The sequence below is a fragment of the Geodermatophilus sp. SYSU D00079 genome, from assembly GCF_054050635.1.
This window is the reverse complement of the sequence record NZ_JBJGZS010000029.1, coordinates 15314-39963: the sequence shown is the minus strand read 5'-3', so window position 1 is coordinate 39963 and position 24650 is coordinate 15314. Positions and strand designations below refer to the sequence as shown.

At 75.2% G+C, this 24650-nt stretch carries 22 protein-coding genes; 10 read left to right on the top strand and 12 right to left on the bottom strand.

Annotation, left to right across the window (positions count from 1 at the left end; genetic code table 11):
- The first annotated feature begins 30 nt into the window (after positions 1 to 30).
- Complete coding sequence (locus tag ACI79E_RS19280) at positions 31 to 1023, top strand: alpha/beta hydrolase (RefSeq protein ID WP_456934207.1); 993 nt, start codon at positions 31 to 33, stop codon at positions 1021 to 1023.
- A gap of 9 nt (positions 1024 to 1032) precedes the next feature.
- On the opposite strand, the gene ACI79E_RS19275 is transcribed toward ACI79E_RS19280, so the two are convergent.
- Positions 1033 to 2013, bottom strand: a complete 981-nt coding sequence (locus tag ACI79E_RS19275; protein ID WP_456934182.1) for an ornithine cyclodeaminase family protein — start codon at positions 2011 to 2013, stop codon at positions 1033 to 1035.
- Positions 2014 to 2097: 84 nt separating this feature from the next.
- Between ACI79E_RS19275 and ACI79E_RS19270 the strand changes: the two genes are divergently transcribed.
- A complete protein-coding gene (locus ACI79E_RS19270; RefSeq protein WP_456934181.1) occupies positions 2098 to 2595 on the top strand; it encodes a hypothetical protein in 498 nt (165 codons plus the stop codon).
- A gap of 51 nt (positions 2596 to 2646) precedes the next feature.
- A complete protein-coding gene (locus ACI79E_RS19265) occupies positions 2647 to 2811 on the top strand; it encodes a hypothetical protein (protein ID WP_456934180.1) in 165 nt (54 codons plus the stop codon).
- Between the two features lie 40 nt (positions 2812 to 2851).
- On the opposite strand, the gene ACI79E_RS19260 is transcribed toward ACI79E_RS19265, so the two are convergent.
- Genes ACI79E_RS19260 through ACI79E_RS19240 form a run of 5 tightly spaced genes read right to left on the bottom strand, consistent with a single transcriptional unit; the run spans position 2852 to position 9330 of the window.
- Positions 2852 to 3331, bottom strand: a complete 480-nt coding sequence (locus ACI79E_RS19260) for a (2Fe-2S)-binding protein (RefSeq protein WP_456934179.1) — start codon at positions 3329 to 3331, stop codon at positions 2852 to 2854.
- Complete coding sequence (locus ACI79E_RS19255; protein ID WP_456934178.1) at positions 3328 to 4227, bottom strand: FAD binding domain-containing protein; 900 nt, start codon at positions 4225 to 4227, stop codon at positions 3328 to 3330. The genes ACI79E_RS19260 and ACI79E_RS19255 overlap by 4 nt, the downstream gene beginning before the upstream one ends.
- On the bottom strand, positions 4224 to 6599 hold the full coding sequence (locus ACI79E_RS19250; RefSeq protein WP_456934177.1) for a xanthine dehydrogenase family protein molybdopterin-binding subunit: 2376 nt from the start codon (positions 6597 to 6599) through the stop codon (positions 4224 to 4226). Before ACI79E_RS19250 ends, ACI79E_RS19255 begins: the two co-directional genes overlap by 4 nt.
- Positions 6596 to 7516 carry a dioxygenase family protein gene (locus ACI79E_RS19245; protein ID WP_456934176.1) on the bottom strand — a complete coding sequence of 307 codons (921 nt, stop codon included), beginning with the start codon at positions 7514 to 7516 and terminating at the stop codon, positions 6596 to 6598. Before ACI79E_RS19245 ends, ACI79E_RS19250 begins: the two co-directional genes overlap by 4 nt.
- Entirely contained in the window at positions 7513 to 9330 is a 1818-nt protein-coding gene (locus tag ACI79E_RS19240; protein WP_456934175.1) for a CocE/NonD family hydrolase, read from the bottom strand. The genes ACI79E_RS19245 and ACI79E_RS19240 overlap by 4 nt, the downstream gene beginning before the upstream one ends.
- Positions 9331 to 9555: 225 nt before the next feature.
- On the opposite strand from ACI79E_RS19240, the gene ACI79E_RS19235 reads away from it, so the two are divergent.
- Positions 9556 to 10524: an AraC family transcriptional regulator gene (locus tag ACI79E_RS19235; RefSeq protein ID WP_456934174.1), complete on the top strand. Its 969-nt coding sequence runs from the start codon at positions 9556 to 9558 to the stop codon at positions 10522 to 10524.
- Positions 10525 to 10532: 8 nt separating this feature from the next.
- On the opposite strand, the gene ACI79E_RS19230 is transcribed toward ACI79E_RS19235, so the two are convergent.
- Positions 10533 to 11084, bottom strand: coding sequence for a cupin domain-containing protein (locus ACI79E_RS19230; protein WP_456934173.1), 552 nt, complete (start codon positions 11082 to 11084; stop codon positions 10533 to 10535).
- A gap of 352 nt (positions 11085 to 11436) precedes the next feature.
- Here ACI79E_RS19230 and ACI79E_RS19225 point away from each other — a divergent pair, with 352 nt between their 5' ends.
- The 3 genes from ACI79E_RS19225 (at position 11437) to ACI79E_RS19215 (ending at position 15271) form a co-directional block, all read left to right on the top strand.
- Complete coding sequence (locus ACI79E_RS19225; RefSeq protein WP_456934172.1) at positions 11437 to 12501, top strand: ABC transporter permease; 1065 nt, start codon at positions 11437 to 11439, stop codon at positions 12499 to 12501.
- Between the two features lie 110 nt (positions 12502 to 12611).
- Positions 12612 to 13742: a sugar ABC transporter substrate-binding protein gene (locus ACI79E_RS19220; RefSeq protein WP_456934171.1), complete on the top strand. Its 1131-nt coding sequence runs from the start codon at positions 12612 to 12614 to the stop codon at positions 13740 to 13742.
- A 2-nt stretch (positions 13743 to 13744) separates the two neighbouring features.
- A complete protein-coding gene (locus ACI79E_RS19215; RefSeq protein WP_456934170.1) occupies positions 13745 to 15271 on the top strand; it encodes a sugar ABC transporter ATP-binding protein in 1527 nt (508 codons plus the stop codon).
- A gap of 9 nt (positions 15272 to 15280) precedes the next feature.
- Here the strand turns inward: ACI79E_RS19215 and ACI79E_RS19210 are convergent, their stop codons facing one another.
- On the bottom strand, positions 15281 to 16138 hold the full coding sequence (locus ACI79E_RS19210) for a class I SAM-dependent methyltransferase (RefSeq protein ID WP_456934169.1): 858 nt from the start codon (positions 16136 to 16138) through the stop codon (positions 15281 to 15283).
- 74 nt (positions 16139 to 16212) lie between these two features.
- Here ACI79E_RS19210 and ACI79E_RS19205 point away from each other — a divergent pair, with 74 nt between their 5' ends.
- Positions 16213 to 16839, top strand: coding sequence for a PadR family transcriptional regulator (locus ACI79E_RS19205; RefSeq protein WP_456934168.1), 627 nt, complete (start codon positions 16213 to 16215; stop codon positions 16837 to 16839).
- Positions 16840 to 16870: 31 nt separating this feature from the next.
- A complete protein-coding gene (locus ACI79E_RS19200) occupies positions 16871 to 18382 on the top strand; it encodes an adenylate/guanylate cyclase domain-containing protein (RefSeq protein WP_456934167.1) in 1512 nt (503 codons plus the stop codon).
- An 86-nt stretch (positions 18383 to 18468) separates the two neighbouring features.
- Here the strand turns inward: ACI79E_RS19200 and ACI79E_RS19195 are convergent, their stop codons facing one another.
- Entirely contained in the window at positions 18469 to 19536 is a 1068-nt protein-coding gene (locus ACI79E_RS19195; RefSeq protein WP_456934166.1) for a potassium channel family protein, read from the bottom strand.
- Between the two features lie 60 nt (positions 19537 to 19596).
- Entirely contained in the window at positions 19597 to 21342 is a 1746-nt protein-coding gene (locus ACI79E_RS19190; RefSeq protein ID WP_456934165.1) for a class I adenylate-forming enzyme family protein, read from the bottom strand.
- Positions 21343 to 21424: 82 nt separating this feature from the next.
- Between ACI79E_RS19190 and ACI79E_RS19185 the strand changes: the two genes are divergently transcribed.
- Positions 21425 to 22276 (top strand): patatin-like phospholipase family protein, encoded by an 852-nt coding sequence (locus tag ACI79E_RS19185; protein WP_456934164.1) that lies wholly within the window; start codon positions 21425 to 21427, stop codon positions 22274 to 22276.
- Between the two features lie 8 nt (positions 22277 to 22284).
- Here ACI79E_RS19185 and ACI79E_RS19180 read toward each other — a convergent pair whose 3' ends face one another.
- Together ACI79E_RS19180 and ACI79E_RS19175 are read right to left on the bottom strand one after the other, a co-directional pair.
- A complete protein-coding gene (locus ACI79E_RS19180; RefSeq protein WP_456934163.1) occupies positions 22285 to 23856 on the bottom strand; it encodes a long-chain-fatty-acid--CoA ligase in 1572 nt (523 codons plus the stop codon).
- 154 nt (positions 23857 to 24010) lie between these two features.
- Entirely contained in the window at positions 24011 to 24643 is a 633-nt protein-coding gene (locus ACI79E_RS19175; RefSeq protein WP_456934162.1) for a TetR/AcrR family transcriptional regulator, read from the bottom strand.
- Positions 24644 to 24650 lie beyond the last annotated feature (7 nt).

Here is a 24650-nt window from a genome sequence, read left to right as displayed (position 1 = left end):
ACCGCCGGGGAGGAGCTGGACGTGGCCGAGATGGACCTGCGCGTACGACTGGTGGGGCGAGCGCTGCGGGCAGCGTCCATCGCCCGCATGGACGACGCCCGGATCGCCCGCGCGCAGCAGGCGCGGCCCGGCCACAACCCGGTGACCGACCTGCTCTTCGGCGCGGTGGCGCCCGGCGTCTCCCTCGCCGACGACACGGTCGCCGGTGCCACCGGGCCGATCCCGGCCCGCGTCTACCGGCCGGAGCGCACCGCCGGGACGCCGCCGCTGGTGGTGAACATCCACGGCGGCGGCTGGGTGCTCGGCTCGCTGGACCAGGCCGACTGGCTGTGCAGCAACGTCGCCGCGACGGTCGGCGCCGTCGTGGTGTCGCTGGACTACCGGCTGGCCCCGACGCACCCCTGGCCCGCCGCGCCGGAGGACTGCTACGCCGCGCTGGTCGACGTCGCGGCGCGCGCGGCCGGGTTCGGCGCCGACCCCGGGCGGCTGGCGGTCATGGGGGACAGTGCCGGCGGCAACCTCGCCGCCGTCCTCACGCTCATGGCCCGTGACCGCTCCGGCCCCGCGATCGCCCACCAGGCGCTGCTCTACCCGGCCACCGACCTCACCTGGGGCAGCCCCTCGGTCGAGGAGAACGCCGAGGCCCCCATCCTCACCAGGCGCGACATGGAGGCCTTCCGCGCGCACTACCTCGGGAACCAGGACCCGCGGGACCCCTACGTCTCCCCGCTGCTCGCCGCCGACCACAGCGGCCTGCCCCCGGCCCTGGTCCAGGTGGCCGAGCACGACCCGATCCGCGACGACGGCCTGCGCTACGCCGCGGCCCTCACGGCGGCCGGCGTCCCGGTGCGGACGACGACCTACGTGGGGATGCCGCACGGCTACCTGGCCTTCCCCCGGCTGTGCCGCAGCGCGCCGCAGGCGCTGGGGGAGCTGTGCGTCGAGCTGCGCTCCGCACTGGTGCCCGCGGCCGCCGGGGACCTCACCGACGGGGCCCGCCAGGGGCACGTCCCGGCTGGCTGACCGCGCCGGTCAGAGCGTGATGCGGTGGCCGACCCCGCGGCGGCAGGCGGCCGCGTACACCAGGGCGGCCGCGGCGGTGTCCTGGACGGCGACGCCCACCGACTTGTAGACGGTGATCCGGTCGGCCGACGTCCGGCCGGGGCGGCGGCCCTCGACCAGCTCGCCGATCTCGGCCACCTCCTCGGGCGCGATGAGGCCGCGCGCGGCCGGCTCGGTCAGGTCGTTGCTGCCCACCGGGTACGGGGTGAACGAGGTGTCGCGGTGCTCCACGACCACGAGCGCCTCGGCCATGGTGTCGTCGTCCACCTCGCGGCCGCCGGCGGTGAAGCCGACCGAGGTGACGTGGGTGCCGTCGTCCAGCCACTCGCGCCGGACCACCGGCTCCTCGGACGCGGTCGCGGCGCACACGACGGAGGCGCCGCGGGTCGCCTCCTCCCAGCTCCCCACGGCCCGCGCCGGGAGCCCGTGCTGCCGCAGCTCAGCGGCCAGGGCCTCGGCGCGTTCGGGACGGCGCCCCGCGACGCGGACGTCCTCGAGGTCCCGGACGAGGCGGGCGGCCAGCGCGTGGGCGCGGGCCTGGACGCCGGTGCCCAGGACGGCGAGCACCGAGGCCTCGGGGTGGGCGAGCAGCCGGATGGACAGCGCGGAGCCGGCGGCGGTCCGCGCGGCGGTGATCGCGTTGCCGTCCATGAGCGCCCGGGGGGTCCCGGCGTCGGGGTCGAGGAGGACGACCAGTGCCTGGTGCGTCGGGGCCTCGAGCGCCTGGTTGCCCGGGAAGACGGACAGGACCTTCACCGTCAGCGCGCCGAGGCCGGGGCTGTACCCGGGCATCGCCGCCAGCACGGCCTCGCGGTCCGGCACCTGTGCGGCGACCCGCGGCGGGACCGACGCCCGGCCCGCGGAGAGCTCGACCATCGCGGTCGCGAGCGTGTCGACCAGCTGGGGGACGTCGAGGAGCTCCGCGACGTCCCGGTGGCGGAGGAGCAGCACCGTCCGATGCTGCGCGCGCCGGCCGGGGAGGTCAACGGGTCCGGACGGCGCCGGGCTGTCGTACCCCGCCCCTACCGTCCGGCCATGGCATCGACCCCACCGGACGGCGACGAGACCATGGCCCGCATCGGGCGGGCGATCGCCCTGGGCCAGCAGGGCCGCCGGGGCGAGGCGCGCGCGGCGTTCGCCGAGATCTGGGCGGAGGTCTACGCCGGCGGCGACCCGCTGCACCGCTGCACGCTGGCCCACCACATGGCCGACGTGCAGGACGACCCCTGGGAGGAGCTCGCCTGGGACCTCCGGGCCCTGGCCGCCGCGGAGACGATCACCGAGGAGCGGGCCGCCGCGGCCGGCGCCACCGGCCCGGTGGCCGCGTTCTACCCGTCGCTGCACCTGAACCTCGCGGAGGACCACCGCAAGCTCGGCGACCTCACCGCGGCGCGGCGCCACCTCGAGCTGGGCAGGCAGGCCGCGTCGGCGCTCGGGGACGACGCCTACGGCGCGATGGTCAGGGGCGGGCTGGCGGCGCTGGCCGAGCGACTGGAGGCCGCGGAGGCGACGCCGCCTGCCCCTTCGGGATGACGTTCGTGTGTCGCGGCTGGATCCGGCTACAGGGGTGCCGATCCCTCTGGCATGAGGAACACGGCGTGCCGGGCGGTGGCGCAGGCGGGGTTGAGCGCGGGGACGGCGTCCCTGGACGACGAGCGGCCGTGGCCGTTGCTGCTGGTCGCGGGCTGGCTCACGACCGCGGCGGACCTCGTCCTGCAGGCCGAGGCCGCCGACGCCGTCCTGGCCTGAGTCCCTCCGGCCCGTCCGCGGGCCGGTCCGACCGGCGCGGTCAGCCGCCGTCGGGGCGGCAGCGCAGCACCGCGTCGACGATCGCGTCGTAGCCGGTGCACCGGCACAGGTTGCCGCTGAGGGCCTCGCGGACCTCTGCCTCGCCCGGCGAGGGCACCCGCTCGAGCAGGTCCTCGGCGGCGAGCAGCATCCCGGACAGGCAGAAGCCGCACTGGAAGGCGTTGGCGTCCCAGAAGGCCTGCTGCAGCGCGGTGAGCCGGTCGCCGTCGGCCATGGACGCGATCGTCGTCACCTCGGCGCCGTCCTCGGCGACGGCGAGCCGCAGGCAGGACTTGGCGATCGCGCCGTCCACCCGCACGCTGCAGGCGCCGCAGTCCCCGGTGCGGCAGCCGGCCTTGGGGGCGGTCGCCCCGAAGGTGTCGCGCAGCGCGTCGAGCAGCAGCGCGCGGGGGTCGACCGCGGCGGTGCGCCGCCTGCCGTCCACCGTGAGCGTCAGCTCCACCCGGTCGTCCCCGGTCACGGTCGTCCTCCCTCTCCCCGGACGGTGCTCTCCCGCGCGGTGGTCTCCCGGGCGGTGGCCACCGCCGCCGCCAGTGCGCGCCGGGCCACCGGGGCGGCCACCGCGACCCGGTAGGACGCCGGCGCCAGCACGTCCTCCCACGCATCGGTCACCGCGGCCGCGGCCCGCTCCGCCGTGGCCCGCAGCTCCGGCTCGCCGGGGACCGCCCCCACCAGCGGCGACACGTCCGCCCGCACCGGGACGGCGGCCACCCCGCCGAGCACCAGCGTGGCCGCGGTGCAGACCCCCGCGGTGTCGAGCCGCACCAGCGCGGCCGCGGTGGCGATCGGCCAGCTGCTGGCGCCGCGCTTGAGCTTCACGTAGCCGTGCCCGGCGCCGGCCGCGGACGGCAGGTCGAACCCGGCCAGCAGCTCACCGGGGCCCACGCTGGACCGCATCGCCCCGGTGAAGAGCTCGTGCGCGGGAACGGCGCGCTCACCGTCGGGACCGGCCACCAGGGCGACCGCGCCGGAGGCGACCAGCGCGGCCGGGACGTCGGACTGCGGGCGGGCGGCGACCGCGGCACCGCCCACCGTGGCCTGGTTGCGCAGCGCCCAGCCGCCGGTGATGCCGCCGGCCATCGTGCGCAGCAGCGGCGCGTGCGCGGCCACCTCGGCACTGGCGAGCAGGTCGGCGTAGGTGCAGGTGGCACCGAGCCACAGCCCGGTCGCGGTCGCGGTGACCCCGCCCAGGCCGGCCCGGCGCAGGTCGACCAGCCGGGCGGGGGCGGACTCGCCGCGGTCCATCTCCGGCAGCACCCAGGTCCCGCCGGCGAGGACCCGGCCGCCGCCGGCCAGGGCGGTCAGGCAGCCGGCGAGGTCCGGCGGGGCGACGTAGTCGAACCGGGCCGGGATCACGCGCCGGCCTCCGCGAGGGCCGCCAGCACGCGCGGCGGGCTCACCGGCGTGGACTCCAGCGCCGCGCCCCGGGGTGCCAGTGCGTCGTTCACGGCGTTGACCACCGCGGCCAGCGCGCCCGAGAAGCCGGCCTCGCCGACCCCCTTCGCCCCCAGCGGCGTGCCGGGGGCGGGGGTGCTCAGGTGCTCGAGCTCGACCCGCGGCAGGTCGGCCGCGCGGGGGAGCAGGTAGGTCTTGAAGCCGGTGCTGAGCGGGACCCCCGAGGGGTCGTAGCGCAGCTCCTCGCCGAGGGCCGCCCCGATCCCCATCGCCACCCCGCCGGTGACCTGGCCGTCGACGAACATCGGGTTGACCACGGTGCCGCAGTCGTGGGTGACCACGTGCCGCAGCAGGGTGACCACCCCGGTCTCGGCGTCGACCTCGAGCACCGACGCGTGCACCGCGTACGGGTAGGTCGTGTACGTCTGCATCCGGCCCAGGGCGTCGGGCTGCTGGGAGACGTTGCCCGGCCGGTAGGTGCGGGTGGCCTCCAGGTGCGGCTCGAGGTCGAGGCCGAGGCGGTAGGTCGACGTCGCGACGGCGTGCGCGACCGCGCTGATCGGCACCGCCCGCCCCGGCGCCACCTCGGCCGTCCCGCCGGCCAACCGCACCGGCTCCTCCGGCCCCGCCCCGAGCAGCGCCCGCGCCGCGGTGCGCAGCTTCGCGGCCACGTCGCGGGCGGCGAGCACGGCGGCGTTGCCGCCGGTGATGATCGACCGGCTGGAGATGTTGCCGAACCCGTAGGGGCACCGGTCGGTGTCGCCCTGGACGACGGTCACCGCGTCGAGGGGGACGCCGAGCTCGTCGGCCACCAGCTGGGCGATGGCGGTGTCGTTGCCGGTGCCCGGCGAGGTCACCCCGGTGAGGACGGTGACCCGCCCGGTGGGGGAGACCCGCACCGTGGAGGTGTCGAACGCGGCGACCATGGCCCCCGGGATGTCCGCGCTCTCGGGCATGAGCTCGAAGGCCAGGCCGACGCCGAGCAGCCGTCCCTCGCGGCGGGCCGCCGCCTGCTGCGCGCGCACGGCGGGGAGGTCCAGCCGGCGCAGGGTCAGGTCGAGGGCCGCGGCGTAGTCGCCGCTGTCGAGCTCCAGGCCGGAGGTGTGCGCGTGGGGGAACGCGCCGGGCGGCACGAAGTTGCGGCGGCGGACCTCGGCGGGGTCGAGGCCGGTCGTGGCGGCCACCCGCTCGAGGATGCGCTCGAGCAGCAGGGTCGCCCCGTCCTTGCCGAACGGCTTGGTGCCCACCCACGGCGTCTTGTTGGTGACGACGACCTGGTAGCGCACGTGGCAGGAGGTCAGCGCGTAGCCCAGCCCCGTGGCCAGGGCGCCCACGTGCGCCATGCCCCACCCGTGGGTGGCCGCGGCCGCGCCGTGGTCGGAGATCGCGTGCACGTCCACCGCACGCAGCCGGCCGTCGTCGTCGAAGGCCACCCGGTAGCGCAGCACCTGTTCGCGGGTGCCCGCCTGCAGCGTCGCCGAGCGCTCCTCCACCCAGGTCACCGGTCGGCCGACCAGGAGGGTGAGCAGCGGGGCCAGGAAGTCCTCCCGGTTGCCGTACATCTTCAACCCGAACGACCCGCCCAGCCGCGGCGTGACCACCCGGATCTGCTCCTCGTCCAGGCGCAGGCAGGCCGCCAGCACGGTGCGCAGCACGTGCGGGTTCTGCGTGGTGGCGTGCACGGTCAGCCGACCGGTGGCCGCGTCCCAGGAGGCCACCGAGGCGCGGGGCTCCATCGGCGCGGCGGTGCCGCGGTGCGCGCGCACCTCGCCCTCCAGCAGGTGCGCCGCGCCGGCCGAGGCGGCGGCGAAGTCGTCGGGGCCCACCTCCCGCTCGATGAGCAGGTTGTCGCCCCACTCCGGGTAGAGCAGGGGCGCCCCGGGGCGCAGCGCCGCCTCGGCGTCGAGCACCGCGGGCAGCGGCTCGTAGCCGACCGCCACCGCGGCGGCCGCCGCGACGGCGTCGGCGGCGGTCTCGGCGACGACCGCGGCCACGGGTTCGCCGGCGTACACGACGGTGCCCTCGGCCAGGGGACGGACGACGGCGTGGTGGCCGCCCAGGTGCCCGGCGTCCAGCCCGTGCGGGATCTCCTCGCAGTGCCGGGCGGCCTCGGCCCCCGTGACGACGGCGACCACCCCGGGCAGCGCGCGGGCCGCGGCCGTGTCGACGGAGACGATGCGCGCGTGTGCGTGCGGCGAGCGCACCAGCACCGCGTACGTGGTGCCGGGCAGGGCGACGTCCGCGGTGTAGACCGCCCGCCCCGTCAGGTACAGGTCGCCGTCCTGCCGGCGCACCGGCTGCCCGACGAGCCGGTCGGGCACCGTCGTCGTCACGGGTGTGGCGCTCCCTCCGGCTGGACGACCAGGTCGATCACCGCGTGCCGGAACGGGTTGGTCACCCCGAGGCGGGCGGCCTGGTCCGGGTCGTCGACCGGGGCGAAGTCCCGCACCAGGCTGTGCTTCACCGCGAACACCGCGTCGGAGTCCAGGTACGGGCTGCCCGCCACGAAGATGTGCGTCGTCACCGGCACGTGCCCGGCCGCCGCGGCGATGAAGTGGATGTGCGCCGGTCGGTAGGCGTGCCGGCCCGTGGCCGCCAGGAGCTCCCCGACCGGGCCGTCGGTGGGGATGGGGTAGGGCGCCGGGACGACGGTGCGGAACCAGAAGCGGCCCTCGTCGTCGGTGGTGAACAGCCCGCGGCCGTTGCCCGGCGGCTGCACGTCGGGCTGTTGGACGTCGTAGAAGCCCTCCTCGTCGGCCTGCCACACGTCGACCGTGGCGCCGGCCAGCGGCTGCCCGGAGACCGACAGCACCCGCCCCTCGACGACGCACGGCTCCGCGCCGCCCACCTCGTCGATGGAGTCGCCGTTGTCGCGGCGCGGGGAGACGGTCATGTGGAAGGGCCCGAGCACGGTGGCCTCGGTGGCGCCGGCGACCTTGCGGTGGTTGATGTTCTCCACCAGTGCCGACACCCCCAGGACGTCGGAGAGCAGCACGAACTCCTGCCGGACGTCGTCGCACTTCTGGCCGGTGCGGGTGAGGAAGTCGATCGCCGTCTCCCACTCGGCGAGCGTGGGCTCCACCTCGCGGACCGCGGCGTGCAGGCCGCGGACGACCGCGGACAGCAGCTCCCGCAGCCGTGGGTCCGGGGTCCCGGCGAAGCTGTCGACGGTGGCGTCGGTGACGGTCTCCTCGGTGATGTCCTCCGGCTCGACGGCCGGGTCGCGGTGGGCGCTGTGCAGGTCGGTCACGGGTTGGTACCTCCGGTGGACGCCGCGTCGAGCGGGATGACGGGCAGCAGCAGGGCCGAGGGCCGCGCCGTGTCGTGGTAGACGGAGTGCAGCGTCGTCCGTGAACTGGTCACGTGGTAGGGGACGTACTCGGCGTTGGTCGCCCCGGCCACCCCCGTGGGCACGTCCATGCTGCTGATCTCCACGCAGATCCGGTGGCCCCGCTCGAACAGGTTGGCCGTCGCGAGGATCTCGATCTCGTACTCGACGACCTCGCCGGGCGGTACCGGCTCGGCCGCGGCGCGGGTCAGCTTGTGGAACGGCTTCCACTCGGTGCTGCGCTCGGGGTCCAGCGCGCGGTTGGACGCCTTGAGCCAGCCACGGGTGAGCTCCCGCTCGGGCAGGTCGGTGCGCAGCTCGCGCTCGCCCTCGCGCACGGTCATCACGTGCGGGTCGGGCCCGATGTCCTTGAGCGACACGATCCAGGTGGTGTCGTCCTGGTCGATCGCGGCGAACAGCCGCAGCACGGCCGGCCCGGCGACGAGCATCGGCTCGCTCAGCGGCTCGCTGACGTACCGCAGCCCGGTCACCTTGCGGGTGTGGGTGAGCGGCATCTGCACGAACGCGTCCGGCGGGATCGTGTCGTCGACCGACGACGGCACGAACGGCTGCGGCCGCAGCCGCTCCCAGCTGTTGAGGTAGAACGGCGTCCACTGCGTCTCGGGGAGCGGCCAGTCGGTGCCGGTGCGCCACTCGTTGGCGCCGGTCACCCAGTAGCGCACCGGCGGCTCGTCGAGGACGCCGGTGTCGATGCCCTTCAGCCAGTGGTCGTACCAGCGCAGGATCTCCGAGTGCAGCCCGTGGAAGGGCCGCTCCAGGTGCGCCGGGCCGGCGAAGAGCAGCTTCTTGTCGGTGCTGGGGATGTGCCGCCAGTAGGTCTGCGCGCCCTGCAGGTGCGTCTTGTACGTGTAGCCGTACCAGCCGGAGCCGGTGTAGACGGGCAGGTCGATCTGCCCGAACTCCGCCTCGCTCTGCTCGAGCACGCCCTCGGCCTCGTACGGGTCGATGAGCACGTTGAAGAAGGCCGGCATCAGCTGGCCCTTCATCGTCACCACGTTGTAGAGGTGCGGGTGGATCTTGTAGTCGGGGTTCGCCATCGCCTCGCGCCACAGCGCCTCACGCTCGGGCGACAGCTCCCCGGGCGCCGTCCGGTTCTGGTGGAACGTGCCGAAGTGCCCCACCAGGTAGCGGAACAGGTGGACGACGCCGCCGGGGTACTCCTCGCGGAAGCCGCCGAGCTCGCCGTAGGCCCCGCGCGGGTCGAACGGGAACACCGCCTTCAGGGACGGCGGCCGCTGGCGGGCGACGTGCATCTGCTCCGCGCCGAAGCCGGAGATGCCCACCATGCCGACGTTGCCGTCGCACCAGGGCTGCTGCGCGATCCACTCGATGAGGTCGTAGGAGTCCCAGGTGCGGGAGCCGCCGCTCTCGGACTTGCCCACCCCACGCGGCATCCCGATGACGTGGACGTAGCCGCGGGAGACCAGGAAGCGGGTGTCGCCGGCCTCCATCGGTCCGCTCCACAGCGGTGACCAGGCCGGCTGCGGCGGGACCGCCGCGGCCGTGTCGGGCCCCTGGATGTCCTTGTTGTAGATCGCGAACGCGAGCAGCGCCGGCAGCGGCTCGTCGGTGTCGGGCCGGTGGACGTCGACGCACAGGGAGACGCCGTCCCGCATCGGCACGTACACGTCCTTCTCGACGACCATCCCCTCGTACTGGGGCGGTCGGTCGTAGCCGGGCGGGACGTGCTCGGGGGACGGCGGCAGCGGCGACATCAGCGGGCGACACCCTTCCTCGGTGGCGTGAGCCCGGTCACGCTAGCCGCGGCGGGGGGCCGGTCCTGTCCGGTCAGCGCGAGGGGTGGCCGGAAACCGCGAGGCCCTGGGGGATGACACGACCGGGCGACACGGGCCGGTGTCAGACGCCGGACCTGTCGTGTCGGCGGACGGCCATCTACCGTGGGTCGCCACTGTGTCCACCGTCACGTCGCAAGGGGCCCGATGACCTCGGCACCGCCGTTGCAGCGCTTCCCGCTCTGCCGCTCGAGCGACGTCTCCGAGTTCACCGCACGGCTCAACGCCGTCTACTACCCGGCGCGGGTGGAGCCCGAGGCGACCGGCCGCTTCCCGGCCCCCTCGGTGCTGCAGGCGCTGCACGAGCCGGACTTCACGCTCGGCTACATCCGTCCCGGTGGCGGCGTGCACGTGGTCCCGGACCAGGGGTCGACCACGTACCACGTCAACCTGGCCCTCTCCGGCGCGGTGGTCGCGGTCAGCGGTCGTGACGAGGTCCTCGTGCAGCCGGGGCTGGCGGCGGTGCACGGCGCCGGGGAGCGGCACGAGCTGCGCGCACGGGCCGGGAGCGCCCTGGTCGGGATGAAGTTCGGGCGCGCTCTCGTGGAGGGGGAGCTGGAGGGCATGCTCGGGCGCCCCGTCACCGGCCCGGTCCGGTGGACGGCCGCCTTCGACCTGCGCTCCGGCGCCGGCCGCTCCTGGCTCTCGCTGGTCCAGTTCACCCTGGCCGAGCTCGACCGGCCCGGGCTGATGGACTCACCGCACGTGCGTCGGCGGCAGGTCCGCACCCTGGTGGCCGGCCTCCTCGCCACGCAGCCGCACAGCTACTCGGCGGCCCTCGCCGACGCCGCGAGCCCGTTGCGGCCGCGCACCGTCCGGCGGGCGCAGCAGTTCATCCACGACCACTACGCCGAGCCGTTGACGGTGACCGACGTGGCGGCCGCGGCCGGGTCGAGCGCGCGCAGGCTCCAGGAGGCCTTCGGCGCCGCGTTCGGCGTCTCGCCGATGACCTACCTGCGCGACGTCCGGCTCGACGAGGTGCGACGGCGGCTGGCGGGAGGGGACGAGAGCGTCACCGACGTGGCGCTGGCCTGCGGGTTCACCCACCTCGGCCGCTTCTCGGCCGCCTACCGGGCCCGCTTCGGGGAGCTGCCCTCGCGGACGCGCGCCGGCTGAGGGTCCGCTCAGCCCTCGTCGGGGAGGTTGCCCCCGACCAGCACGAAGGCCAGGAGGCAGGGCTCGTCGGACCGGTTGGACCAGGCGTGCGCGGTGCCGCGCTGCACCAGCACGTCGCCCGCGGTCATCCGGACCTCGGTCGCGTCCAGCACCGCCCAGATCTCACCGCTGAGCACGATCGCGTAGTCGATGGAGCGGGTCGTGTGGAACGCCAGCGGGCGGATCTCGTTGCCGTCGGCGTCGAAGCGCCACTCGCGGTCCGGCGGCAGTTCGAGGGTGCGGAAGATCGTGCCCCGCTGCGGCGGCCCGACGCTCAGCGGCTGGTCGGTGTCGTAGGGGTCGCGCAGCGGGCCGGTGTTGTCCGCGGGGGAGTCCTCGGTCCGCCAGAGCTGGGTGGCCACGTAGGTCGGCACGCCGTGGCCGGCGGCCGCGTGCCGCCCGACGTCCTCCATGACGATCGTCGACCGGCCCTCGGCGTCGAGCCCGGTGACCAGGCGGCGCACCTTCCGCGTCGTCGGAGCGGGGTCCACGCCGCTGGAGAACGGGTTGTAGTCGGCCACGTCGCCTCCTGGTCGCCGGTCGCGGAGGCGGTCGCGCCCCCGGCTGACCCGCGGAAACTAGGGCCTGACCGCGTGCCCGGCTATCCCGATCGCGGGGTCGCTGTCCGGATCGCGCGACCCGTCGGGGCCCCTCGGAGGCGTCGATAACGATCCCGAGACGCGTCTCACACCTGTGCTTGACAACACACCGGAGCTCGCTCAGGGTCCTCCACCAAACGCGGACAAGTGTTCGCAGTGCGAACCGGGCGGCGTGCCCGGGACCGCCGTACCGCCGACCACCCCACCCGGGGACGACGGAGGAGAACCACGTGGACCTCGCCAGCGACCGGCCGCTCCCGGCCACTCCGCGACCGTGAGCCAGGCCGCGCTGTCGCCGCAGCCGGCGGCCGGCGCCGAGCCCGGACCCGCGGGGAGCGGCCCCGGCCAGAGCCGCTCGCTGCGCCGCGCGGGTCGGGCGGTGCTCTCCCAGGAGTACCTCGGGGTGCTCATCGCCACGGTCGTGCTGATCCTGGCGATCGGCGCGTTCTACCCGCGGTTCCTGCAGTTCGACCAGCTGATGTCGATCCTCAACCAGGCGACCTACATCGGGATCCTGGCCTGCGGCATGGCGTTCCTGCTGGCCATGCGCGAGCTGGACCTGTCGGTCGGCTCGATCTACGCGCTGACCGCGCTGGCCTGCGCGATGTTCGTGCAGAGCGGGGTCGACTCGTGGCTGAGCGCACTGCTGGCCATCGTCGTCGGCGGGCTGCTGGGGCTGTTCAACGCGCTGCTGATCCAGTACTTCAAGCTGCCGTCGATCGTCGCCACCCTCGCGACCCTGGCCATGTTCCGCGGCCTGACCCTCGCGCTCAGCGACGGGACCCAGGTGCTCGGGCCGCCCATCGACGACTCCTTCTCGCAGGTCATCGGTGGCGACGTGGCCGGCGTCCCGGTGCCCGGCATCGTGCTGGTCCTGGTGGCGCTGCTGCTCACCGTGGTCCTGCGGGCCACGCCGTTCGGCTACCGGGTCCGGTCGATCGGGTCCAACCCGGACGCCGCGGCGTTCAGCGGCATCCCCGTCAACCGGGTCCGGATGCAGGCCTTCGTGCTCAGCGGCGCGCTCGGCGGCCTGGCCGGCGTCCTGACCATCGGCTACCTGGGCGCCTCCGACCCCAACACCGGCACCGGCTACGAGTTGCTGGCCATCGCGGCCGCGGTCATCGGCGGCACGTCGCTGGCCGGTGGCAAGGCCACCATCGTCGGCGCCGCGCTGGGCGCGGTCCTGCTCGGCGTGGTCGGCAGCGGCCTGGCCTACTTCAGCGTCCCGATCAACTGGAACCAGTTCGCGACGGGCGCGGTCATCCTCGCCGCGGTCTCCCTCGACAGCGTCGTCCGCCGGAGACGCCAGGCCAGCCGCGCCCGGGCTCCCCAGCTCTAGAGCGCCCCACCCAGATCACCCCCGACTCCCCGGGGGGCGGGCCGTCGGTCCGCCACCCGGGGTGCCCCCACCCTGCCCGGGAACGGGCACTCTCCCCCAGGAGGAACATCGTGCGCACACGTTCGGCGGGGACCGGTCGCACCGGTCCGGCGTCGCGGGTCCCCCGCGCGCTGGTCGCCACCGCCATGGTCGTTCTGGTCGCCGCGTGCGGCGGCACCGACGACGGAGGCGGGGGCGGCGGCGGAGGCGGAGGCGGAGGTGGCGGCGGTGACGCCGCCGACCTGAACATCGCGTTCATCGGTGCCGACGGCAGCCAGAACTTCGCCCAGGAGATGATGGCCGGCGCCGAGGCGGCCGGTGAGGAGTTCGGCGTCGACGTCCAGGTCATCGCGCCCACGACCCTCGACGGGCCGGCGCAGGTGCGCATGCTCGAGGACGCGATCCGCACGGCCACCGACGGCATCGCGGTCGAGACCCTGACCCCCGACCTGCTCGTGCGCGCCCAGGCCCGCGCGGTGCAGCAGGGCATCCCGGTGATCTCCGTGGACACCCCGCCGTTGCCCGGGTCCGAGGTCACCGCCTACATCGGCAACGACAACATCGCCGCGGGCTCGATGCTCGCCGAGGAGGCGATCCGCCGGCTGGAGGAGGCGGGGACCACCGAGGGCTCGGCCGTCGTCGCCAGCCCCATCCCGGGCATCCCCACCCTCGACAACCGGGCCCTGGGGATGAAGCAGGCGTTCGAGGAGAACCTGCCCGGCTTCCAGGTCGTCGGCCCGGTGGCCAGCGCCCCGGACCCCACGGGCAACTTCGCCGCGTGGAACAACCTGGTGCAGGCCAACAGCGGGGCCTCGGTGTTCCTCGACGCCGGCGACGCCGCGCTCGCCTCGCTGGCCCGGATCAACCGCGACAACGGCGGGCAGTTCCTCACCGGCGCCTTCGACCTCAACGAGGCCGGCCTCGAGGCGGTGGCCGACGGCACGAACTTCGCCGCCGCCGATCCGCAGCACTTCCTCAAGGGCTACCTGGCCACCCGCATGCTCATCGAGAACGCCCTCGGCGAGCGGGAGCTGTTCGAGGGCTGGTGGGTCAGCACCGCGGAGCTGGTCACCCAGGAGAACGTGGCCGACATCCAGGCCCGCCAGGAGGGCGGCAACGACGCGAAGGTGGAGTACTACGCCGACCTCGTCGAGGAGCAGCTGGCCGACCCGCCGATCCGCGACCTCTCCGAGGTGAACTAGCCGTGCTCGAGGCGCAGGACATCCGCAAGGCCTACGGCGGGGTCGTCGCCCTGGCCGGCGTCGACCTCACCGTCCGGCCGGGGCGCGTGCACGCGCTGCTGGGGGAGAACGGTGCCGGGAAGTCGACGCTGATCAAGGTGCTCGTCGGCGCCGTCCGGCCGGACGCGGGTGTCCTGCGCCTCGACGGGCGCGAACTGCGGTCCGGCACGACGGCCGACGCCGTCGACCAGGGCATCGCGGTGGTGTCGCAGGAACTGAGCCTGTTCCCCGACCTCGACGTGCTGTCCAACCTGTTCCCGATGCGGGAGCTGCGCCGCGGCCCGCTGGTGGACCGGCGCCGGATGGCCGAGCGGGCCCGGCCGGTGCTGGCCGAGCTGGGCCTCGACGTCGCCCTGGACGAGCCGGTCGAGCACCTGCCGCTCGACCAGCGCCAGCTCCTGGAGATCGCCCGGGCGCTGGTGACCGAGCCGCGGGTGCTGATCCTCGACGAGCCCACCTCGGCCCTGCACGCCGAGGAGGCCGACCGGCTGCACGACGTGGTGCGGCGGCTGCGGGACCGCGACGTCGCCGTCCTCTACGTGTCCCACCACCTGGAGGACGTCCTCGCGGTCAGCGACGAGGTCACGATCATGCGGGACGGCCGGGTCGCGGTGCCCTCGGTGCCGGCGCACACGCTGACCGTCGACCGGATCGTCGCGCACATGCTCGGTGACAAGGTCGCGGCGATCGTGGAGGAGCGCTCCCACCAGGGGCAGTCGGTCGACGAGACCGGGCCGGCGCTGCGGCTCGAGGGGGTCACCGTCGCGGGGCAGCTGCGGGAGGTGGACCTGGCCGTCCCGTGCGGCCGCGTCGTGGGGCTCGCGGGGGTGGCCGGCTCCGGGCACCGCGCCGTCCTCAGCGTCGCCGCCGGGGTCGTCCGGCCCGACGAGGGTCGGGTGGTGCTGCCGGACGGTGCGCCGCTCAAGCCCACCATCCGCGGCGCGATCAGCCAGGGCGTCGCCATCGTCTCCGGGGACCGCAAGCGCTTCGGCGTGATGCTGGACAAGCCCATCTGGGACAACGTCGGCCAGGTCGGGTCCGTGGCGCTGCGCCGCGACGGGGCGTTCGTCCGGTCCGGCCGGCTGCGGGAGCGGGCCCAGGAGCACGTGGCGCGGCTGGGCATCAAGACGCCGTCGGTCGACCAGGAGGTCGGCCTGCTCTCGGGTGGCAACCAGCAGAAGGTGGTCTTCGCCAAGTGGCTGGAGGCCGCGCCGTCGGTCCTGCTGCTCGACGACCCGACGCGGGGCATCGACGTCGGCGCCAAGGCGGAGATCTACAACCTGCTGCGCGGGCTGTCCGAGCGCGGTGCGGTGCAGATCGTCGCGTCGTCGGACCCGCGGGAGCTGGCCGCGGTCTGCGACGAGGTCGTCGTGTTCTACGACGGCCGGATCTGCGCCCGCCTGACCGGCCGGCACCTCGACGCGCACACGATCCTGGAGGTCATGAACACCGGCGTCGCGCCCCGGGACGACGGCCGCGGGCCCGGCTGACCCGCCGGCTCACCCGGCCCGACGCGCGGTGACCAGCCAGGCGGCCGACCCGTAGGCGACGCCGTCACCGGTCTCGTGCGCGGTGAGCGACGCCCGCAGCGACTCCCGGGCCCGCTCGCGGTCCGCGGCGTCCAGGCCCTCGAGCAGCCAGCCCAGCTGCCCGAGCACGAACTCCTCGGACTGCGCGGCGTCCCGGCCGAGGTGCACCGGCAGCTCCAGCGACTCCAGGCGCACGTCGGTGAAGCCGGCGGCGGGCAGGACGGCGCGGATGTGGTCCGGGTCGCTGAGCCCGAAGGGGCCCGGCCGGCCGGGTGGGGGGAGCGGCAGCTCGCGGCCCGCGGCGAGGGCGGACGTCAACGCGGCGATCCACTCGTTGCGCTCGTACGGCTGCCAGGTCATCAGCACCAGCCGGCCGCCGGGGTGCAGCGCGCCCGCGACGTTCCCCAGTGCGGCGACGGGGTCGGCGAAGAACATCGCCCCGCTGCGGCTGAGTGCCACGTCGTAGGCGGCCGGCGGGAAGGGCAGCACCTGGGCGTCGGCCTGGGTGAAGGTGACGTTGGAGAGCCCCTCCGCCCGGGCCCGGGCGCGGGCCACCTCGAGCATCGGCGCGGACAGGTCGACCCCGTGCGCGTGCCCGTCGACGGCGGCGCGCGCGGCGTCCAGCGTCGTGCGCCCGGCACCGCAGCCGACGTCGAGGACCTCGTCGGAGGCGGTGATCCGCGCCGCGGCCATGACCAGCGGGTGGTGGGCGCGCACGGCGTCGTCGTACCGGTCGGCGTTCGCAGCCCAGTACGCGCCCTCGCCGCCGTCCCAGGCGCGGGCCTGCTCGGTGTTCCCGGGGTCGATCCGGAGTGGGGTCTCCGTCATCGCGCTCACCTTCTCGGCAGCTAGTCTGCTCCCTTGGGGACCATGTCGCACGGCCTACTCCCATAGGGAGGAAGATGTCAACCCCGGGGGCGCTGACCACCACCTCCTACGCCATCCTCAGCCTGCTCGCGGTGCGGCCCTCGTGGAGCACCTACGAGCTGACCCGGCAGATGGACCGCAGCATCGGGCGCATGTGGCCCCGCGCGCAGAGCAAGCTCTACGAGGAGCCCAAGAAGCTGGTCGCCCACGGTCTGGCCACGTCCCGGTCGGAGCCGGTCGGGCAGCGCTCGCGGACGATCTACGCGATCACCGACGAGGGGCGCACGGCACTGGCCGCCTGGCACCGGGAGCCCGGCAGCGGGCCGGTGCTGGAGTTCGAGCAGCTGCTCAAGCTGGCCTTCGCCGAGCACGGGACGACGGCCGACGCCCTGGCCACCCTCGCCGCCGCTCGCCGCTGGGCCGAGGAGCGCAACGTGGCCAACCGCGCGGCGGCCGAGGCGTACGCGGCCGGCGACGGGCCCTTCCCCGAGCGGTCGGCCGAGCACCTGCTGGTGGGCCGGTTCCTCACCGACTTCTACCGGCTGGTGGCCGACTGGGCGGACTGGGCGACGAACCAGGTGGAGCAGTGGCCCGACGACCCCGGTCAGGCCGGCGCCGACGCGGCGGAGATGACCGAGACCGCCCGGCGGGCCCGGTGGTGACCCCCGGTCGCGCCGGCCGGCCGGGGGAGTCGTGAACGGGGCCGCGCTGCGGCGGGTGGACGCGGCGCTGGAGTTCGCACCGCGGGGGCGCCGGGCGGTGCCGTACATCGTCCTGCACGTCCTGGGCGCCAACCTGGTCGCCCTCGGCGTCGTGTCGCTGCTCCTGTGGGGGCTCTCGGCCGGTGCGCGCGACCCCGCCGGCCGCGCGGCCATCGTGCTGAGTGCGGCGGGCTACCTCGTCGCGGCCCTCCCGCTCGGCGTCCTCGCCGTGCTGCGCCGCCAGCGGCTGACCACGGCCTGGCTGCGCGCCGGGCGGTCACCGACCGCCGAGGAGGCGGCCCAGGCGCTCCGGCTGCCGGCCGACGTCGCCCTCGTCGTCGGGGTCGGCTGGCTGGCCGGTGGCGTGCTCGTGGGGATCGTCGGCGCCGTCGCCTCGAACCTGTCCCTGGTCGGGCTGCGCGTGGCGCTGGCCGCCCTGCTCGGCGGGGTGGCCGCGGCCGGTCACTGCTACCTGCTCACCATCCGGCTGGCCCGCGGGCTCACCACCCGGGCGCTGGCCGCCCACCCGCCGGCCGGCGCACTGGTCCTCGGCGTCCGGCCGCGGCTGCTGCTGTCCTGGTCGCTGACCAGCGGCGTCCCGCTGATGGGGCTGGCGCTGCTGTTCCTCGACCCCAGCAACCCCGAGGGCCCGCCCGAGGACGCGCTGGTGTTCCTCGTCCTCGTCGCGCTGGTGGTGGGGCTGTACACGACCAACCAGGCCGGACGCTCGGTCGGGATGCCCCTGCGGGAACTGCGCCGTGCCGTGCAGCGGGTGGGCCTCGGGGACCACGACGTGCGCGTCCCGGTGGACGACGCCGGGGAGATCGGCCTGCTGCAGGAGGGCGTCAACTCCATGGTCGACGGGCTCGCCGAGCGGGCGCGGCTGCGCGACCTGTTCGGCCGGCACGTCGGGACGACGGTCGCCGAGCGGGTCCTCGACACCGGCGTCTCGCTGGGTGGCGAGGTGCGCACGGTGGCCGCGCTGTTCGTCGACATCGCCGGTTCGACGATGCTGGTGCGGCGCACCGGGCCGGAGGAGATGGTGGGCCTGCTCAACCGCTTCTTCACGATCGTCGTCGCCGCCGTCGAGGAGGAGGGCGGCCTGGTGAACAAGTTCGAGGGGGACGCCGCGCTGTGCGTCTTCGGCGCCCCCGCCGACCACCCGGACCCGGCCGGTGCGGCGCTGCGGACGGCCCGGCGCATCTGCACCGCCGTCGCCGCCGCGGGGGAGGTCGACGTCGGCGTGGGGGGCGCCTGCGGGCCGGTGTGGGCCGGTCAGGTGGGCGCGGCCAGCCGGCTGGAGTACACGGTGATCGGCGACCCGGTGAACGAGGCGGCCCGGCTCACCGACCTGGCCAAGGACCACCCCGGCCGGGCCGTGGTGTCGAACAACGTGATCCGGGCCGCCCGTGGCCACGAGGCGCAGCACTGGGCGCCCGGCACGGTGGTCGAGCTGCGCGGCCGGGACGAGCCGACGCAGACCTGGGTGCTGACCGTCGGCTGAGGGAGGACCCCGCCACCCACGGTCCCCGGCCGGCCCCGTCCAGGGGTTCGCCGCGAGCCTGCGGGCGGTGAGGACGGGGTCCGCCGTCAGACCGTGGCGGCCTGGCCGCCGGTCTGCACCGGCCCCTTCGCGTGGGACTTGACCACCACGAGGACGTCGTCGGCCTGCAGGGTGCCGATCAGCGGGTCGTCGAACCGCAGCGTGCGCCCGCCGCGGGTCACCGACAGCACGATGTCGCGCAGCTGCCGCGGGCCCAGCCCCACCTCGCCGGCGGTGACCCGCCGCTGCGCGAGGTCCAGCCCCTGGCCGCCGGTGACGAGGTCCTCGACCACGGCCACCACGCGCGGGCTGTCGGTGGACAGGCCCAGCAGCCGCCCGGAGGTCGCCGACGTGGTGATGACCGTGTCCGCGCCGGACTGGCGCAGCAGGTTGGCGTTCTCCTCCTCCCGCACCGAGGTGGTGATCGGGACGCTCGGGTTGAGCTGGCGGACGGTCAGGGTGATCAGCACCGAGGCGTCGTCCCGGTTCGCCGCGACGATCACCGCCCGGGCCCGCTCCACCGAGGCCCGCCGCAGCACCTCGGTGCGGCCGGCGTCGCCGACGATGCCGGTGAGCCCCACGGAGTTGGCCTCGTCGATGGCCCGCGGCTCGGGGTCGACGACGACGATCTGCTCCAGCGGCGTACCGGTGGCCTGCAGCGAGCGGATCGCGCTGCGGCCCTTGGTGCCGTAGCCGCACACGATGACGTGCTGGCGCACGCGGGACCTCCAGCGACGGATGCGGAACTCCTCCCGCGAGCGCGCGGTCAGCGCCTCGAGGGTGGTCCCGATGAGGACGATCAGGAACATGATGCGCAGCGGCGTGATGAACAGGATGTTCACCAGCCGCGCGCCGTCGGTCAGCGGCGTGATGTCGCCGTAGCCGGTCGTGGAGAGCGTGACCGTCGAGTAGTAGATCGCGTCGAGCAGCGAGATGCCGACCTCGTCGCCGTCGCGGTACGCGTCGCGGTCCAGCCAGACGATGAGCACGGTGAGCGACAGGAAGAAGGCGGCGAGGAGCACCCGCTGCCAGACCTGCCGCACCGGCGACTGCTCGACGTGGGCGATCCGTACGCCGGTGTGCTCGGTCTCCGAGAGGCCGCTGTCGCTCTCCACCCGCGGGACGATAGTGAGCCGCCGCCACTCCCGCGTCCGCGCCGCACCCGTCGGGGTGAGTCAGCTCCCGGGTGCCGCGGCCCGTTCCCGCGCGGCGAGCTCCCGCTTGAGCACCTTGCCCGCCGCCGAGACCGGGATCGCGTCGATGAACACGACGTCGCGCAGCCGCTTGTAGGGCGTCACCCGCTCGTTGACCGCGGCCATCACCGACTCCGCGGTGAGTGCGGCGCCGGCGTCGTCGGCCCGGCGGACGACGTAGGCGACCGGCAGCTCGCCGGCCTCCTCGTCCGGCCGGCCGACCACCGCCGCGCCCGCCACCCCGGGGACGCCGAACAGGACCTCCTCCAGCTCGCGCGGGAAGACGTTGTAGCCCTTGTAGAGCAGCATGTCCTTGGTCCGGTCGACGATGGCCAGGTAGCCGTCACCGTCGAGGACGCCGACGTCGCCGGTGTGGAACCAGCCCTCGGCGTCGATCGCCTCCGCGGTGGCCTCCGGCCGGTGCGCGTAGCCGCGCATGACCTGCGGCCCCCGGATGCAGACCTCGCCCCGCTCCCCGGGCGGCAGCGGGTCGCCCCCGCCGAGCGGGCGGATGGTGATCTCGGTGTCGAAGACCGGCACCCCCACGGTGCCGGCCTTGCGGGTGCCGGAGCGGAACGACGGGTTGCCGGTGGCCTGCATGGTGACCTCGGTCAGGCCGTACCCCTCGCCGATCACCGCGTCCGGCAGCAGGGCGGTCAGCTTCTCGATCAGCGGGACCGGGAGCGGCGCCGCGCCGCTGGAGATGCCGCGCACCGACGACAGGTCGGCCTCGGCGATGCCGGGGACCTGGAGCAGCGCGACGAACACCGGGGGCGCCCCGCCGATCGACGTCACCCGGTACCGCACGGCGTCCTCCACGTACCGCACGGGGTCGAAGCGCATGTGCACCACGGTCGTCGTCCCGCTCATGACCAGGCCGTTGAGGTAGCCGATCGCGCCCATGGCGTGGAACCAGGGGGTGAGGTTGATGATGCGGGCCTCGCCGAGCCGGGTCGGGTGCTCCTCGGGGCCGAGGACCTGGCGCAGCGTCACGTCGCCGGCCGCGTCGAGCTCCGGCACCGACCCCGACGTCCAGCACGCCGACTGCAGCACGTTGGTGACGACGTTGCGGTGGAGCAGCTCCACGCCCTTGCTCACCCCGGTGGTGCCGCCGGTGTAGGCCAGGTGGGCGAGGTCCGTCGCCGGGTCGACGGCGGCGTCGTGGTGCCGGTCGGTGGGGTCGGCGGCCAGCAGGTCGGCGAGGTCGACGTCGCCGTCGGCCAGGCCGTCGAGACGGGCGGCGAGGTCGAGGGTGTGCGCCTCCCCGGTGACGACGACGGTCTGTACCGGCGTGCCGGCCAGCGCCGTCCGGACCAGCGGCAGCACCTGGTCCCAGGTGACGAGCGCGCGGGCGCCGGCGTCGGTCAGCTGGGCGGCGAGGTCGGCGGCGGGCAGCAGCGGGTTGGTGGGGGAGAAGGTCGCCCCGGCCAGCAGGATCCCGTAGTAGACCGCCGGGTACTGCCGGCAGTTCGGGATGTGCACCGCGACGACGTCCCCGCGGCCGATCCCGGCGTCAGCCAGCCAGTTCGCCACCGCGTGCGCCCGCGCGCCGAGCTCGGTGAAGGTCAGCGGGACGTCGTGGTCCACGAACGCCTCGCGGTCGCCCCAGCGGCGCACCGCCGCGCGCAGGATCGAGCCGGCCGGCACGTTCGGGTACTCCAGCGAGCGCGGCAGGCCGGGCGGCCAGCTGGTGGCTGCGGGGGTCGGCGGAGCCTGCGTCGCGGGCATGCGGGGCCTTCCTGTCCGGGGGTCCCAGCGTGGCGCAGGTCACAACCGGTGTCGAGGCCCCACCGTGGGTGAGGATGGCGGCATGAGCGACCAGCGCGCGGCCCTCGTGCTCGGCGGCGGCGGGATCACCGGCATCGCGTGGGAGATCGGCGTCCTCGCCGGCCTGGCGGAGGCCGGCGTCGACCTGACCGGCGCGGACCTCGTCGTCGGCACGTCGGCGGGCTCGGTGGTCGGCGCGCAGGTCACCAGCGGCGCGGACCTCGAGGCGCTGTTCGCCCGCCAGCTCGAGCCGCCCGCCGACGAAAGGGTCGCCCGCATGACCCGCGCCGCGCTGGCCCGGTACGCCTGGGCGGCGCTGCGCAGCCGCAGCCGGGACGTCGAGTTCCGCCGGCGGGTCGGCGCGCTGGCGCTGGCCGCCGAGCAGGCGGGGCTGACCCCGTCGGAGCAGGAGCGGCTCGAGGTCATCGGCAGCCGGCTGGTCAGCACCGAGTGGCCGGACCGGGCGCTGACCGTCACCGCGGTCGACGCGCACACCGGCGAGTTCCGCGCCCTCGACCGGGACTCCGGCGTCCCGCTGCTGCTGGCCGTGGCGGCCAGCTGCGCGGTGCCCGGCGTGTACCCGCCGGTGACGATCGACGGCCGCCGCTACGTCGACGGCGGCATGCGCTCGGCGGCCAACGCCGACCTGGCCGAGGGGTACGAGCGGGTCGTGGTCCTCGCGCCGATCCCCCGGGGGTTCGGTCCGATGGCCAGCGTCGACGCGCAGGTGACCGGGATGGTCGCGCGCGTCGCGGTCGTCTCGCCCGACGAGGGCAGCCGCGCCGCCATCGGCCGCAACGTGCTCGACCCGGCCGCCCGCGCCGGGTCCGCCCGCGCCGGGCGCGCGCAGGCCGCCGGCGTCGCCGCGGAGGTCGCCGAGGCCTGGCGGGGCTGAGTCCGGCCTCAGACGGCGGGGTCGGCGACCAGCGACCCGGCCGAGTGCTCCTCGCGCAGGCGGGTCTTGAGCACCTTGCCGCTGGGGTTGCGCGGGAGGACGTCCACGAGCGAGTACTCCCGCGGGTTCTTGTAGTGCGCCAGCCGTTCCCGGCACCAGGCGGCGAGCTCGGCCGGGGTGGGCGGGGCGGCGGGGTCCCGCGGGGCGACGACGGCCAGGGGTGCCTCGCCGTAGCGGCTGTCCGGCACGCCGATGAGCGCCACCTCGCCGACCTTGGGGTGCCCGGCCAGGACGTCCTCGACCTCGGCGCAGTACACGTTCTCCCCGCCGGTGATGATCATGTCCTTCTTGCGGTCGACGACGTAGAGGTAGCCGTCCTCGTCCTCGCGGACCAGGTCGCCGGAGTGGAACCAGCCGCCGGCGAACGCCTCGGCGGTGGCCTCCGGCCGGCCCCAGTACTCCTTCATCACCATCGGGCTGCGGTAGACGATCTCGCCCACCCCACCCCGGGGGACGTCGTGCATCGCGTCGTCCACGATGCGGACCTCGACGTTGAGCATCGGGGTCCCGATCGAGCCGATCTTGCGCACCGAGTCCTCGCCGCGGAGGAAGCAGGTGACCGGGCTGCACTCGGTCTGCCCGAACGCGGTCACCACCTCCGCCTGCGGGAAGGTGTCGATCAGCGTGCGCAGCAGCGTGGTCGACGCCGGCGCCGCGCCCCAGGAGATGCGCCGGAGGGAGGAGAGGTCCCGCCGGGCGATGTCGGGCACCGCGACCACCGCCGCCCACATCGCCGGCACGAGGAAGATGTTGGTGATCCCCTCCCGCTCGATCAGGTCCAGGGTGGCCACCGGGTCGAACCCGCCGGAGCGGAGGACCACGTGGGTGCCGCCGAGCAGCAGCGGCGGCAGGCCCCCGGCCAGCCCGGCGATGTGGAACAGCGGGGCGCCCGGGCAGCCCACCCGGTCGCCGGGGTCGGCACCGAGGTGGACCACCATGCTGAACACGTGCATGAGCAGGTTGCGGTGGGTGAGCACCGCGCCCTTGGGACGGCCGGTCGTGCCCGAGGTGTACATGATGAAGGCGGCGGCGTCCTCGTCCACCTCGACGTCGAGCGGCCCGCCGCCCGCCGCGGCGAGCGCCGCCTCGTACTCCTCGCCGACGGTCAGCACGGTGTGCACGCCGGGCGCCTGCTCGCGGGCCTTGGCCGCGAGCCCCGCCATGGCGCCGTCGACGACCAGGGCGGTGGCGCCGCTGTCGGTGAGCACGTAGGCGACCTCGTCGGCGACCAGCCGGAAGTTGACCGGGACGACGACCGCGCCCAGCCGCACCCCGGCGAGGTAGGCCTCCCACACCTCCGGGCCGTTGAGCCCGAGGACGGCCACCCGGTCGCCGGCCGCCACCCCGCGCTCAGCCAGGGCGCGGGCCAGCCGGGTCACCCGCTCGTCCAGCTCGGCGTAGCTGCGCCGCGTGCCCTCGACGACCAGTGCCAGCGCCTCCGGGGTGCGCCGCGCCCAGCGGGCCAGCTGGTCGGCCATCGTCATGCCGCGGCCCAGGAGTCGGGGGATCTCGACACTCACGGAGGTCTCCTGCCGCGCGTCGGGTGTGACGCGCGTCATGCTGGCCGGGCCCTCCGGAGCGGTCAACCCCGCCTGCCGGCGCCCGTGGTCGCCGTCCCCGGCGCACCGTCGCCGTCCTCGCGTCGCGTGCCGAAGACGACGGCGGGGCGGGTGGTCAGCTGGACAGCATCCGCTCGGCGACCCGCTTCCAGAGCGCCAGGTGCGGGTCCGTGACCGGCGGCCGGTCCTCGAAGGCGTAGACGATCGCCACCCCGCGCATGCTGGTGAACAGCAGCTCGCAGGTCTCGGCGTACAGCTCGGCGGCGGCGATCTCCGGGCCCCAGATCCCGTCGGCCACGGCCCGGATCGCGGCCCGCAGCCGGCGCTCGCCGTCCCGCAGCGCCACCCGCAGCCCGGGGTCGGTGCGGGCCGCCGTCCACAGCTCGACCGCCGCCCAGAACGGGGGCTCCTGGAACGTCGCCCACATGAGGTCGATCGCCCGGTCCACCCGCTCGCGGCCGGCCGGCTGGTCGGCCATGAGCGCCGCCGCGCGCCGGCGCACACCCGCGAGCACGGTGGTCGACAGGTGCTCGGCGGCGGCCACCAGCAGCTCGGCCCGCGACGGGAAGTGGTGCAGCAGACGCCCCCGCGAGACCCCCGCCCGCGCCTGGACGGCCAGGGTGGAGGCGCCGGCGTAGCCGTCTTCGACCAGGCAGGCGACCGCCGCGTCGAGGATGAGCGCCCGGCTGTCGGCGCTCCGCGCGGAGCGGGACCGGGGCGCGCCGGGCGCCGCGGGGTCGGCGGTCACCGCGCGA